Source organism: Ruegeria sp. CH2, from assembly GCF_056537065.1.
Genome location: NZ_JBQFQV010000011.1, coordinates 50,598 through 64,566, shown reverse-complemented (window position 1 = coordinate 64,566; position 13,969 = coordinate 50,598). Strand labels below are relative to the sequence as shown.

The 13,969-nt window shown below is 56.9% G+C and carries 13 protein-coding genes; 1 reads left to right on the top strand and 12 read right to left on the bottom strand.

Annotation, left to right across the window (positions count from 1 at the left end; genetic code table 11):
• Window positions 1-10 precede the first annotated feature (10 nt).
• The 7 genes from ACR0M9_RS14835 to ACR0M9_RS14805 all read right to left on the bottom strand — a co-directional run bounded on the left by ACR0M9_RS14835 (window position 11) and on the right by ACR0M9_RS14805 (window position 7,312).
• A complete protein-coding gene (locus ACR0M9_RS14835) occupies window positions 11-655 on the bottom strand; it encodes a DUF1523 family protein (RefSeq protein WP_480488151.1) in 645 nt (214 codons plus the stop codon).
• Window positions 656-665: 10 nt separating this feature from the next.
• Window positions 666-932 carry a hypothetical protein gene (locus ACR0M9_RS14830; protein ID WP_480488153.1) on the bottom strand — a complete coding sequence of 89 codons (267 nt, stop codon included), beginning with the start codon at window positions 930-932 and terminating at the stop codon, window positions 666-668.
• A gap of 1 nt (window position 933) precedes the next feature.
• Window positions 934-2,271, bottom strand: coding sequence for a DUF6638 family protein (locus ACR0M9_RS14825; protein ID WP_480773970.1), 1,338 nt, complete (start codon window positions 2,269-2,271; stop codon window positions 934-936).
• Complete coding sequence (locus tag ACR0M9_RS14820) at window positions 2,268-3,044, bottom strand: hypothetical protein (protein ID WP_480520049.1); 777 nt, start codon at window positions 3,042-3,044, stop codon at window positions 2,268-2,270. The genes ACR0M9_RS14825 and ACR0M9_RS14820 overlap by 4 nt, the downstream gene beginning before the upstream one ends.
• On the bottom strand, window positions 3,041-4,972 hold the full coding sequence (locus ACR0M9_RS14815; protein WP_480773969.1) for an AAA family ATPase: 1,932 nt from the start codon (window positions 4,970-4,972) through the stop codon (window positions 3,041-3,043). Before ACR0M9_RS14815 ends, ACR0M9_RS14820 begins: the two co-directional genes overlap by 4 nt.
• 55 nt (window positions 4,973-5,027) lie before the next feature.
• Window positions 5,028-6,146 carry a hypothetical protein gene (locus ACR0M9_RS14810; protein ID WP_480773968.1) on the bottom strand — a complete coding sequence of 373 codons (1,119 nt, stop codon included), beginning with the start codon at window positions 6,144-6,146 and terminating at the stop codon, window positions 5,028-5,030.
• 86 nt (window positions 6,147-6,232) lie between these two features.
• Window positions 6,233-7,312: a coiled-coil domain-containing protein gene (locus tag ACR0M9_RS14805; protein WP_267365200.1), complete on the bottom strand. Its 1,080-nt coding sequence runs from the start codon at window positions 7,310-7,312 to the stop codon at window positions 6,233-6,235.
• Window positions 7,313-7,598: 286 nt separating this feature from the next.
• On the opposite strand from ACR0M9_RS14805, the gene ACR0M9_RS14800 reads away from it, so the two are divergent.
• Window positions 7,599-9,074, top strand: a complete 1,476-nt coding sequence (locus ACR0M9_RS14800; RefSeq protein WP_480587288.1) for an NAD-dependent succinate-semialdehyde dehydrogenase — start codon at window positions 7,599-7,601, stop codon at window positions 9,072-9,074.
• A gap of 167 nt (window positions 9,075-9,241) precedes the next feature.
• Here the strand turns inward: ACR0M9_RS14800 and ACR0M9_RS14795 are convergent, their stop codons facing one another.
• The 5 genes from ACR0M9_RS14795 to glcF form a co-directional block, all read right to left on the bottom strand.
• Entirely contained in the window at window positions 9,242-10,168 is a 927-nt protein-coding gene (locus ACR0M9_RS14795; protein ID WP_209507228.1) for a DMT family transporter, read from the bottom strand.
• Between the two features lie 170 nt (window positions 10,169-10,338).
• Window positions 10,339-10,806 carry an Hsp20 family protein gene (locus ACR0M9_RS14790; RefSeq protein ID WP_209599221.1) on the bottom strand — a complete coding sequence of 156 codons (468 nt, stop codon included), beginning with the start codon at window positions 10,804-10,806 and terminating at the stop codon, window positions 10,339-10,341.
• 122 nt (window positions 10,807-10,928) lie between these two features.
• Window positions 10,929-11,744, bottom strand: a complete 816-nt coding sequence (locus ACR0M9_RS14785) for a trypsin-like serine peptidase (protein WP_480483896.1) — start codon at window positions 11,742-11,744, stop codon at window positions 10,929-10,931.
• Entirely contained in the window at window positions 11,741-12,532 is a 792-nt protein-coding gene (locus ACR0M9_RS14780; RefSeq protein WP_480773967.1) for a trypsin-like serine peptidase, read from the bottom strand. Before ACR0M9_RS14780 ends, ACR0M9_RS14785 begins: the two co-directional genes overlap by 4 nt.
• A 120-nt stretch (window positions 12,533-12,652) precedes the next feature.
• Window positions 12,653-13,966, bottom strand: coding sequence for a glycolate oxidase subunit GlcF (gene glcF, locus ACR0M9_RS14775; protein ID WP_480773966.1), 1,314 nt, complete (start codon window positions 13,964-13,966; stop codon window positions 12,653-12,655).
• Window positions 13,967-13,969: the final 3 nt, after the last annotated feature.

The window sequence follows — 13,969 nt, the reverse complement described above, 5'->3', positions numbered from 1 at the left end:
ACGTTAAGGCCTATTTCGATTTCCAGCTGTCCAGCCAGCGCTGAAATCTGTTTCGGCGTTCTTCAATCGCGTCACCGGCCGCATAAAAGCCGTCTTCCACATTCTCGATCATCGGATCAATTCGGGCCTTTCGGAACCTGCGCCAGCGCACCCAAACCGCCCAGACCAGCGCGGCGAAAATTGTCAGGAAAATGATGTTGAACCAGGGAATGACCTGCACATCCGGCCCTTCCACATGTTTGATGAAAATGGCGTTGGGAAAGATCGACATGAACTCGTTTCGCCATCCGTAATGGGTCACGACCACCCATTTCGGGTTTTCCTTGGTCGATTTCGCATCATTGGCTTCGGTGTAAAGGTTCGCCGTGTCGAACTTGAAGTAGGGTGGCCACCCCCACCCGGTGTCTTCGTTTCGGTACACGATCGGCTTGCCATTTTCGCGCACGGCCTGAATGAATTGCACATCCCGGTTGGACAGGCTGGTGGATTGGTCTTCGGGTTCGGACCAGAAAATCCGTGTCCAGTCGTTCAGATCCTGCCGCTCTTCGTAGGTGTTTACGATACGCACAACATCATGTTGCGGCAGCGAGTATTGCAGGACCGCCGCGATCGTTCCCCAGAAGATGATGATGAACGCCCATTTCACATAGGCCATGCCTAAACCCTCACATGTAATTCACGATGTAGATCAGCGCGCCAATCGCCACCCATGGCACAATATAGACACCCAGGATCAGTTTGCGCCGGAACGAATTGTCATACACATGCAATCCGCGTTCGACAAAAGCGTCCTTGTTGCCCGTCTTGCCCTTCTCATCCCACCAGCTTTCCAGTTTGCGACGGCGTATCCCGCGCGAGTAGAAAGACAGCGCGGCATAGGCGATCGTCTGGATCACCAACAAGATCAGCAAAAGGCGCAATAACCCGAACATTTCAGCCTTTCCTTACCGAACCCCACGGACCGACCCGCGCGATTATGTCATCGCTGACCCGGTCTTCGCCGCTCATATCCGGCTCATGGCCGAACAGCGCGGCACGGGCCCCTTGCTTGTCCACCTGATACTCGCGCGCGAGGAAGTCGGCAACATAGGCTTTCTTGCTCTCGGGCCATCTGGAATAGGTGCTATAGAACAGCTCTTTGTGGCAAATGAACATCTGGCGCGGGTCCAGCGGGGCCAGTTCGGCCAGCAGCATGTTCACCAGATCACGGTTCGGCGTGTCAGCGGCGCGCAAAGTGTAGAAATAAGCCGGATGATCCGACGTGATACGCGGCCACGGCCCCCCGTCGCTTGCCCAGCGCAACAGTTGCGCAAGGCCGTGATAGGCTTCGGGCAAGCCATCCGAGTGATTGCGCGCCAACCGCCGCATATCGCTTCGGTCCAGCCCGGTCAGGTCGACATCCGCATCCGCCGCCGCATCGACAGTCAGGAAATCCATCTTCTGCTGCAGGATTGCGGCGGCGTCTACACCGCGCGCCTTGACGATGGGTTCGACCAGATCATTGTAATCCAGAAACTTTGCAACCTGGTTCCGCTGCGACGGGTCAAAAACGTATTTGATCGGCAAATCGTCAGGCTTGTCACCCATACAGATCGCCGCCGGGTGATCCAGGTCCGGGAACAGGTACAGCCCGCCGAAATGCGCCGTCCAGAAGTTGCGTTGCTCAAAATCCGTGTGGCGCAGATGGACGGGGTTGCGCGTAACGTCGCCGGTCTCCTTGGCGGTCTCGATCATCCTGGCGATCAGCACATCGTCGAACCAGGCGTCCTCGGCGGTTTTGAACTGTTCGACCATGCCCGCCAGCTGCTGCGCCTTGCGCAAGGTGCCGCCTGCGGTGTCGGCCTCAATCTCGATTTTGCGCAGATTAAACAAATCACGGGGACTGCTGAGCTTGAAGACCGAGTTCACCAGCTCTCCGGCCACCGCGTCGGTGGCGGTCAGGGCAAACAGTTGCGCCTCATTCATCTCGATGAATTCCCGCAGGATATCGCGCGAGGTCGAGAATTTGACGTTCAGCAACGGTGCGCGTTTCTGCTCGGTCGTCAGCAGGATAAACTGCCGGTTGACCCCGTTGGGGTTAAGGTAGAGCTCGTCCTCCAGCTCAATCCCCACCTCCGGCGAATAACCCGAGATATCGACATGGAAATCCGAAAGCTGTGTGGTCTTGCCCGCCAGATGCTGCAGCGCGCGGTTATACCGCTCGACTAAGGCCGGGCTGGAGATGTGGACGAGGTTGCCAAACATCAGGCCTTTTTCGATGAGGCGGATCATGCTCTTTTCTCTCTAAGGAAAATCGGCGCAAATGACTTATTCAAGTCACCGACCACATCACCTTCCGGCCAGTACATCTGATTTCGCTTTATTCGACTTGTCGCACTGTCAGGCAAAACCAAAAACACGAACTCTGCACAGATGTTTTTTAGCCACTTTACGGCAGACAGCGTCCAGTCCATCCAAGTCTCAAAGGGATTGGTGTCATCATTTTCGCCTTTTGGTAGCGTTCCTACGCGGAATCGTTCATCAAAAACCACCCGTTCACCCGCGAGGGCGAAGGAGTTACCTTCCGTCTTATGAATAAAGAACGTGAGATCTAGGTCATCTTCCAAGCTAGAAACACTTTTTCGCGCAGCGGTCAGCGAGTAGTGGTTAGTGCATTCGCTCCGTAGGGTACGAGCGATGCGATAGCCATCATCGCTTTGCAGTTTTTGGAACTGGTCAAGACTATTGGTCGAAAAGTTCTTAATGATTAGATCATCGGTCTTATTCCACTTTTGCTTTCCCTTCAAAAGCTCAACAACTTCAAAGAGTTTCGCGGAAAGAGTCCTAGCTAAAAACATCTTTGTGCTGAGTGAAACCAGATAAGCAGGTTTTGGGTCGGAGATTTCGCGGGCATTCAATGAATACAATCTGAGAAGCGTGTTCACCTCATTGTAAGCGCAAAGAAGAAGAGACATGAATGCTGCCTGATCAGCAGGCACACCTTTAAGGTGCCGCCCCTCGATCAGCATTTCATCGAAACGGAGAAACCCTTTTACTTCCGTCACCCCTTCCCCTCCAGAAACCGCCGCTTGGCCTCTTCCATCCGGCCCATCTCACGCACCGCGTTTTCGATGGCGACCTCGTCGCTCTTGTCGGCATAGCGGAATTCGCTGTCGGCGTAGCGGTTGATCTCCTGCATCACCATTTCCACCGTGATCGGCTGGCGCAGGTCCTCGATCATCGCCTTCTTGGTATCGTAGTCGCGGAACAGGAACAGGTCGGGGTTCTCCATCCATTCGTCGGGCAGTTCGAAATCCATCGCGCGGACCTTGACCGCGTCGGTGATGTTCTTGATCGCGCGGCCGGTGAACCGCTCATCCGCTTGCTGGATCGCCTTGAGGTAGGTGCCCAGCTTGGCGATCGTGTCCATCTGACCGATCTCGCCCGAGACCCGGTCGTAGACCTGCAACAAAGCATCCTCATGCGGGCGGGAATGGCTTTCGAAACTGGCGGCGACGGCTTTCTTGATTTCCTGCGCGGCATAGGCCTCGTGTTCGCCCAGTGGAATGTCGTGATTGCGGCCCATCAACAGGTGCAGGATGTCGATGTAATCCTCGCGCGTTTGCGGCCCGTCCACCAGAAACCGCGCGCCCGCCCGCTGGCGCAGGGCGTCGTCCACATTCTCGGGGTAGTTCGAAAACATACCAAAGGTGCAGTTGCCGCGCACGACGGTGTTGGCACCGGCAAAGCTCTCCATCAGAACGGCGGTGATCTCCAACTGCCCGGCTGACGACTGCCGGTCACCGCGCTTACCCGCCAGCTGGTCGATATCGTCGATGGTGCCAAAGCCGATGACCGAGGGGTCGATGATCGTGTTGATAAACGCCTTGGCGTTCTGGCCGGATTTGCCCTGATAGCTGTCGATATTGTCGGTGCTCAGGTTCTGATAGCGGAACGGATAGCCTGCGTTCTGGCAATACTCGTTGATCAGCCCGGCCATCATCTGGATCAGCGTGGTCTTACCGGTGCCCGGCTTTCCGTCACCCATGAAGGTAAAGATGAACCCGCCAAGTTCCGCAAACGGGTTCAGGCGGCGGTCGAAATCATAGGCCATCACCATCTTGGCAAGCTTCATCGCCTGATATTTGGCGATATGGTTGCCGACCACTTCGTTCGGCTTCTTGAACGTCATGGTCAAGGTGGTGGATTTGGCCTTGGAGGCCGGCTCGAACCCCCGGATCGTCAGATCGTCGGCTTCTACATGCCAGGCTGCGTTCTGGAACGGGGCCAGGTAACCTGCGGACCCTGCGCGCAGGGCTGACTTCTCCATCAATTGCTCGGCATAGGCACTGGTGGCGGCGATCAGGTGGGCATCGTCCGAGGCGTATTTGGCCAGCGTCTGGTCCAGTTCCCACAACGCGCCGTGCAGGGCAAGTTGGCCGTTGTCTGTCAGGACCTCTTCGATCTCACCAATATCAACCGTGGTCTCACCCAGATGCGAGGACAACAGATAGGCCAGCGCATTGCCGAACGTGTGCATCGTGATCAGCGCTTCGGCTGTCAGAACCGCCGAAAACTCGGTCTTCCGCGCGGCGGGCAGATCCCCGGCAAGGTTTGCGCGTTTCAGATCCGCAAGCGGGGTCTGTTCCGCATAAGTGTCGGCCACGGCCAAAGCGATTGCGATGGCGCGGCGGATCGCCTGTTGTGCAGTTGCCTGCGGCGGCGAAACCAAGGCGTCACCATCGTCCGAGGCTTCGATCCTCTCAACCAGATGCACCCCGTCTGCGCGCACGGTCCGGCGTGTCACCAACCCCGGTGTCGTCGAGCGAAACCGCCGACCAGTCGAAACACCTGGTGAGCGTTCAACGGTAGATTCCACGGCTTTGGCGATCCGCGGCGCGTGTTCGAACCCGTTCAGCAAAGCGGTCGCTGCCGGATAATGCTTGCGAATGTCGTCTTCGCGCAATTCCATCTGATCTGACGTCAAACTCATCTAACAAACCGCCCTTGCTTCATCTTTTCAAAAATACTCTCGCCGAAGGCGAAAATTAGTACCTCAATACCTGCCCGGCATTGCTGACGACGAACTTGCGCACATCTGCAAACCCCGGCGGGTTACGTTCGGCCAGCACCTGAAACGGGCGCTGTGGCAGGATGATCGACCGTTGGGTGCGGGTGGCGCCGGTTTCGGCCCCCTGCCCGCCGAAAGGATCCAGCGCAAAGACCTCGCGCTCGACAGTTGAAAACCAGCCCGCGCGCTCCTCGATGACCTCTTCGCTGTGCAGCTCTTCGGTTGTCCAGGCCAGCGCCCAATCCTGCCCTTGCGGAGATTGCGCATCCTCCAACACCTGCCGCAAAGGGCCGGATTGTTCGGTATAGGCCGAGGAATACATCGGCCCCACATGGATTCGACGAAGGTGTTTGGGATGCAGGTCATCGAAATCTTGATCAAAGCCCTTGGCGATGGTCACCAATTTCAGACCGCCCAGCGATTGCGCCATCAGATGTGCCTGCACCTCGGGCCAGCGGCGTTGGTCCTTGGGCAGGGCGGTTTTGCCTGTGTCCTCCAGCTGCATCAGATAGATGACGGGCAGGTTGACCTGACTGTCGTAGACCGCCCAGTGGATCAAGAACTTGCGCCGCTCGCCCTCATTCCCGATCCAGTGACATTCGGGATCGTTGCGGGCCCAGAACAACTGACCCTTAAGCAACTCTTCGTAATAAAGCCTTTGCGACAGCGCAAATTGCAGCTTGGTTGGAATTTCCCGGTCGCCAATGATCGTGCGGACCATGTCGGTTTTCAGGTCATCTTCCGAGGGCATATTCGCCAAATGCACCTGCGCCTGTTGCGCGTCATTGGCCATGGTCAGCAACTCGGCAGCCACCGGAAACCCGCTGTCGCGCTTGTCCATGGCGAGGCTGCCAAAGAACCGCCCCGTATCGCGCCCAACCAGCAGGTATTTCATGCTAAGCGCGCGAAAGGTGTAGAGCAGCCCCGAGAGGTAGCGCGACACGATCCGCACCTCTTGCTTGCTAATCGCGCCCTCGGCCTCCATCGTCGCCGCCACGCGCAACAGGTGGACGGTGATCACCTCGAATTTGCGGAAATACCGGCGCGAGGCGAAAGTGTCGGTCAGGCCAACATGGTCTTTGGTGGGGTTACTCATTGGCAGATTTATTACACCCGTTTGTGCGGCATTGCTGAAACCGCCAAGGCAAAAGAAGAACTTCCGAGATTAGAGGTTGAACCACCTCATCCGCCATACAAATTCTTGTCATGCTTCTCGACAATCGAGGCAAACCGGCGGGCAAAGCGTTCATCCGCCTTGGCCTTTTTCTCCAGCACGTCGCGGGCAAAGACCATGTGGTCTTCATGCGCCTCTAGCATGTCGGCCATCTTCTGGTTGGTTGCGGTGCCGATGGCGGCCATGGCGGTTTGCGCCTCTTGGTCGGTCTGCACGCCGATCTCGTTGATGCGGTGGGCCACGTCCTGCTGCTGCGCGGTTTTCAGCGATTTGGTCAGGGCGTCATACAGGACCACACGTTGCTGGGTGTCTGTCTGCAGCTTGTTGATCAGCACCATCTGCGTCGCCGCCTGGTTCTGCAGTGAATCGACCCAGGTCTTACCCTTTTCGATATAACGCTCCAGCGTCTGAGACTTGGCCAACTTGACCTGCTCTTCCTGAACCTTGGCGTTGTATTGCTTGTTCAGCTCGGCCAGCTGAGTTTCCAGCTGGGTGCGCGCGGCGGCGTCCTGTTCGACACTGATCTTGTTTTCCAGCGTGATAATCGCCGGGTCCATGCCCTGGATCTCGGCCCGCAGTGCTTCCAGTTCGGCCACGGTTGCCTCGCGATCGTCCAGCGTGCCTGTCAGGTTATCCTCGACCTTTACGCGTTGCTCTTCCAGCACAGTCAGCTGCCCTTGCAACAGCTTCACGATCACATCGGATTTGGCGATCAGGTCCTGCAATTTGTCGTCGATATTGGCCGTTCGCATCCGCTCTTGCCGGAGCGACTCGGATTTTCCCTTGGAAAAGATGCCGACAAACGACTCCCACCCGGTTTTCGAGCGCATCTCGTCGAAATCCTTGGAAAACGCGTTGGTAACATCGTCCAGACCCATGATCAGCTCGGCGATGTTGGCGTTCATCACCTCAGTGTGGGCGTGAACATCCTCAAGCGTGGCATTTTCGATGTCGATATCGGCCTCGGCCGTTCCAATCTTGGCCCGCGCCGCTTCGATCCGCGATGTCAGCCCCTCAATCTGCGACTGGCTTTCGCGCACTTTCGTTTGCGTTTCTTTGATAAGCGCTTCGAATTGCTGGTTCGACATCTCTGCTGTCCTTTTTTTCTTTAATTACCCAATAAGATAGGGAATGTTACGGTCATTTACATCCCCTTGAGTCCAAAAATCACGCAAACTCTGGCAAACTTGGGGTGGAAAGGAAAGCCACGTGATCGCAACCTGACGTAGAACTCAACGCTGCGACTATGCTGCAACGATTGGGTCTGAAAATAATTTGATCAAATCTGGGCTGATCGACCCGCATCGGTGGACATAGACAAAGCCCTCAACACCTGATTGGGTGCGGCAACTCAACTTCTGCGCGGAGAATGACATGCTGGACGCAACGACCGATCTGAAATCAATTCTGAAGAATCCTGACTTGCTTGTAACCAAAGCCTATATCGGTGGTCAGTGGGTGGACGGTGACAACGGAACTTTCGACGTGACCAACCCGGCCCGGGGCGATGTGGTGGCCAAAGTGGCCGATGTCAGCCGAGCGCAAGTCGCCGGAGCAATTGCACAGGCCGAAGCCGCGCAAAAGGAATGGGCCAAGTTGACCGGCAAGGAACGAGCGGTGATCCTGCGGCGCTGGTTCGACCTGATGATGGAGAACGCCGAAGATTTGGGCAAGATCCTGACCGCGGAGCAGGGCAAACCACTGGCTGAGGCCATCGGAGAAATCGGCTATGGTGCCTCCTTCATCGAATTTTTCGGGGAAGAGGCCAAGCGGGTGTATGGCGAGACCATCCCCGGGCATCAGCGCGACAAACGGATCATGGTACTGAAACAGCCCATTGGTGTGGCGGCTTCGATCACACCCTGGAACTTTCCCAACGCCATGATCACTCGCAAGGCAGGACCTGCGCTGGCGGCGGGGTGTGCTTTTGTTGCCCGCCCGGCGGCAGAAACGCCACTGTCCGCGCTGGTTCTGGCGCTTCTAGCGGAACAAGCCGGCGTGCCAGCTGGTGTGTTCAACGTAGTGCCTTCTTCCCAGGCCAGCGAGATCGGCAAGGAGTTTTGCGAAAACCCCGGTGTACGCAAGCTGACCTTTACCGGCTCGACCGAGGTGGGGCGCATCCTGCTGCGGCAAGCTGCTGATCAGGTCATGAAATGTTCGATGGAACTGGGCGGCAATGCACCCTTTATCGTGTTTGATGACGCGGATCTGGATGCTGCGGTCGAAGGCGCGATGCTGTGCAAATTCCGCAATAACGGCCAGACCTGTGTCTGTGCCAACCGCATCTATGTACAGGCCGGTGTTTACGACGCGTTCGCTGCCAAACTGAAAGCGGCGGTCGAAGCCCTGAAAATCGGCGACGGTCTGGCCGAGGGCACCACAACCGGTCCGCTGATCAATGCCGATGCGGTCGCCAAGGTGGAAGAGCATATCAAGGATGTTACGGACAAGGGCGGCGCCGTTCTGACCGGCGGCTTGCCTCACGATCTGGGCGGTACGTTCTTTCAGCCGACCATCGTGACCGGAGTGACTCAGGACATGATGGTGGCGCAGGACGAAACCTTTGGCCCGCTGGCCCCGCTGTTCAAGTTCGAGGATGAAGATGACGTGATCGCAATGGCGAATGACACAATCTTTGGCCTGGCCTCGTATTTCTATGCAAAAGATCTGAGCCGCGTCTACAAAGTGGCCGAAGCGCTGGAATATGGCATTGTCGGCGTGAACACCGGCATCATCTCGACCGAGTTGGGCCCGTTCGGCGGCGTCAAGCAATCCGGTCTGGGTCGCGAAGGCAGCCACCACGGCATGGAAGACTATCTTGAGATGAAATACGTCTGCATGTCGGTCTGATCTGGCGGCCATCGCCTTGGGGCGGTGGCCATTCTGCCCACAGGCGAAGCGTTGTTCCGGTCAAACGGGCCGGTGACGGCTGGGCAATGACCTTATTTCACCAAGCATGAATTCCCTGCGGGCAAGCTTCGTGGGGACTTTTCTATAGGCCCGATCCGATCCCAAACTTACGTCTTCTCCTCTTTGGCTATCACGGTCGTTACGGTGCGCGTCACCCGACTTCTGGTGATTGCAATCGCTCCTAAAACCAAAGCACAGGCTATGGCTTGCGCAGTAGTGATTGCTTCTCCAAACGCAAAGAACCCGACTGCAAACATCGTGGGCAATTCAATGCTTCCGACAACTGCAGTTTGAGAAGCGCCGATCAGCGGCGAACAGATCGTGTAGACAAGCTGCGGCACAAGCGCCGTGACCAATCCAATTCCAATGATCAGAACCCAATCGGACTGACCGTCAGGAAGCAGCGTGGAAACGTCTGCACTCAGCATCAAAGGCAAAAGCCCAAGAACCGATCCCAGCGACACCGAGGCGATACGTGCAAGTGGCGCAATTCGGGACAACCTGTGGACCAAAACAGAAATCCCGAAGCCAAAACCAAATGGCGCAGCCAGCGAGATTAAAAGCGTAGGAATGTGCTCGAACGGAACGGATGCTGGCGAGCCTGCTATGATGGCAGCCAGAATGATGAGGCCAGACGCAAGAAACGCGCGCCTTGTGGGAGTATCTGCGAACAAAGCCCACGCAATGATCAACGTGAAAACCGGATATGTCATATAGAGCACGCCCACCGTCGATGCGGGCAGTGTCTTTAAGGCTGTGACATATCCAATCCAGCCAAGCCCCATCACCACTCCGACCGCAAGACCCCAACAAATCTCGCGCCAGGCTTTTCGGTGTACGATGAGCACTGGCAGTAACAAAACCGCTGGAACGATGTAGCGATAGAATGCGACCGCGAAAGGTGCAACGCCCTGCTCAGTCAGCCCCCTGCTGAAATAGGGAACAAGCCCGAAACAGATTGAAGCAAAAAGAACGCCAACAACCGCAAGCGGTTGCGGAATAGCCGGTCTGGTCTGCGTGGATGTCGTCGACATCTGCAAGTTCTAGCACAGGTTCGCGATGAGTGTAGCCGAGTTTACCGGGCCGACGCATTGATGAGCATAGGCGCTGACATCAAAAAACAACGCCCCGCGTCTGGAGGAACGCGGGGCGCGGGTGTTGCGGCAGTCCGGGAGGAGGAGACTGCCGCCAGGCTTTCAAAGCCTCAGTTCACGGCCTTGGCGTCAACCACGTCTTTTTCGATGGCTTTAGCCGAGGTAATTTCGATCCGGCGCGGTTTCAGGGCCTCGGGCACTTCTCGCTTCAGGTCGATGTTCAGCATTCCGTTTTCATGGCTTGCGCCGGTGACACGGACATGATCGGCCAGAGCAAAGCGACGCTCGAACGCGCGGGTTGCGATGCCGCGATGCAGATAGCTGCGGCTCTTGTCCTCGGATGCCTTCTTACCGGCAACAACCAGCGAGTTTTCTTTCACTTCAACGGACAGGTCGCTTTCCGAAAAACCAGCGACGGCCACCGAGATACGGTACGTGTCGACATCGGTTTTTTCGATGTTGTAGGGCGGATAGCTTGGCTGTGCCACATCATTGGTCAGAACGCGATCCATCATGTCGGCGATCTGGTCAAAGCCAATGGTGGCGCGGTGCAGCGGTGCAAAATCAAATGTACGCATGTGTCATATCCTCAGTCTTGAGCGATTCACGATCTGGCCCTCCGGCTGGACGGACCAATGTTAATGACGGACCCCGTTGTGGCGATCCGATATCAGTGACATGGGAAGCGATTTGACCGAGTTCAACCCCCGCCGGAGCTGATGAATTTCGCACCAGACCCGGACGTGCCGGACCCAGCCTGTAACCGGCGGATCGTAGCCGTTGGTTTTGGCGCATCGCGCCGCATGATAGACTTGAGTTCGGCCACTATCTCGTCAAGCTCCATGCCGAACCCCACCTTTCTGCGACCGTTCGTGCCTACCGCTGAAACCACGGACAAAACCTGCCAGCGCGAGCCGTTTTTTGCCAGAATGGCGGATCCGGAAGACCCGAAGGTGACGTCGCAATCAAAAGTGATCAGGCCCTGCCTGCGATCCAATACGCGGCACGACCTTTCCCGCGTGATCGCCTCGGATCGTCCGCGCCCATACGAGGCTATGCTGATCTCGTTTCCCGAAACTCGCCCGCTGTGCAACACGAAAGGATCGGCAATCGAATACGGGATGGGCTCATTCAGCCGCATCAGGGCGACATCCATCCGAACGCCTTCGTGCGAAAGCGGGTTATTTGAAGCGTAGCCGGGCAGAACGGCAATTTGCGTAATCTGACGCTCGGCCAACGCGCTGCCGTTGCTCAGACCCGCACGAAACGTGATGTCTTCGGGCGCGTATGTTTCCCCGGTACGGCGGTCGACAGCACAATGGGCAGCGGTCAGCACCATGTCCTGCGCGATCAGAGTACCTGTGCAATAGGACTCTTCGCGCACATCCAGCCGCCCGATTGCTTCCCAACCGTAAAGGTCGTCCCGGTCTGTCAGCTTGCGTTTGTTGGCTTGCGCATGGGATGCGGTCGCCAGAACACTCAGGCCCAAAAGCAGACTTAGAAAGACCTTGGTCATGGCCGGATAAACCTTGCACCGACGTTCTTGCCCGTCCCCGAACCGGAGGTCGACAATCCAAATCCGTGCCCGGCAGACAGCTCGTCTCGCAGCAATTGCAGCGAATGTTCAACCGCAGTTCCGATCGCAACGCTCTGGCCATCCATGCTGGCCTTTGCCGCCACAACCGACACGATCTGAGGGCGCGCGCCTGTAAAAGAAAAAACCGGTGCTCCTGAAGACCCGAAGTCGACGTCGCAAGACATGATCATAACGCCTGCCTGCCGGTTCATGACCGAACAAACCTGTTGCAACGAAGGCGCTTCTGACCGGTCATGTGCATATGACACCACGCCTACTTCCGCACCCCGGCGCGGCTGATCTCCTGATTCAAACGGAATGACCGATGTGTTGCGGATCGGCTGCCAAAGCTCGATCAGGGCGACATCCGCGCCGACACGGTCCGTCGACGACTCGGCACTGAATTGATAATCCGGGTGAATTACAGCTTGTCTTGCCGTTCGATAAGCCAAAGCACGCCCCAGCCGCCACCCGGCCAGAAATTCGATATCGGACGGGTTCACCCGCTGCCCGGACACCTTGTCGAACAGGCAGTGCGCCGCTGTCAGCACAAGGGTTGGCGACACAAGCGTTCCGGTGCAGAACCCTTTTCCGGCAATATCCAGACGCCCGACAGCCATCCATTCGCGCCCGGAATCCGAGGTCTCCAGGCTTTCCAGCCTGGTGTCCTGTGCTGTAGCCGTCATCGGCAAAGCACAAAGAACAATCGCCTTAATCCAGTTGCGCACTCGGGTCTCCGGGGACTCACTCTGAGGCTTTTGTCCTACGTGTCACGTTGGGCAAAAATAGGACGATCGGAGTCTAGGTGAATTTCCTGAGGAAATGATGCGGGGCGGCATCAGAGTGGCTTATCGCAAAATAGGAACAGAATCTCCTGCCCGTTGCAACGCGGGTGGTTTCGGCCCCCCTGTTGCCCAATCCAGCAACTCGACCGTATGAACGACTGGCACTTGGGTGCCGGACCCGATTTGCATCATGCAACCGATATTGCCTGCTGCGATGATATCAGGTTTCTTGACCTCAAGTGTCCTGATTTTACGCTGCTTCAACTGACCCGAGATTTCCGGCTGCATCAGGTTGTAAGTCCCTGCGCTACCGCAGCACAAATGGCTGTCGGCAGGCTCGACCACTTTGAACCCGGCACGTTTCAGAAGGTCTTTGGGATAGGTCTTGATCTTCTGCCCATGCTGCAGCGAACAGGCTGCGTGATACGCAACTGTAAGGTCCTGATCACGCCGTTCGGGTAGACTCAGCTTCATAACCAGCTCACTGATATCCATCGCGATACCCGAGACCCGCGCAGCATCGACCGAGAGCGCGTCGTTCCGGAACATATGCCCGTAATCCTTGACCGTCGTCCCACAGCCTGAGGTATTGATCACGATGGCGTCCAATCCGCCGCCGTCCATCTCGCGAATCCAGGCCCTGATATTGGCGATTGCGGCTGCGTGGCTGTCTTTCACCTTGCCCATGTGATGGGTCAGCGCTCCACAACATCCTGCACCCTCAGCCACCACAACCTCACATCCCAGCCGGGTCAGCAGACGGATCGTGGCGTCATTAATGTCAGTATTCAGCGCTTTCTGTGCGCAGCCCGTCATCAGCGCCACCCGCATTTTCCGCTCGCCTTCGGGCGCAAAGCTTTGAGGGTCATCGTTACGGCTGACCGGCGGAATGTTCTTGGGCGCCATGTCCAGCATGGCACGCAAACGGGCATCTGGCATCAAAAACCGGAACGGGCGACCCAGTTTCGCCCCGATCAGCGCCCAGCGAAAGCGCATCGGATAGGGCAGGATCTGTGCCAGAACCCAACGCAAAATACGATCCGCCAAAGGGCGTTTGTAATTCGCCTCGATATATTCCCGCGCGTGATCGACCAGATGCATATAGTGCACACCTGATGGGCAAGTGGTCATGCAAGCCAGACAGGACAGGCACCGATCGATATGTTTGACCGTCTTTTCATCGGGCTGCCGCTCGTTTTCGAGCATATCCTTGATCAGATAGATGCGCCCGCGCGGACTGTCCAACTCGTCGCCAAGAACCTGATAGGTCGGACAAGTCGCCGTGCAGAATCCGCAATGGACGCAATTGCGCAGAATTTCGTTCGAGCGCTTGGTTGCCGGGTCTTGCAGCTGCCGTTCTGAGAATGATGTCTGCATAAA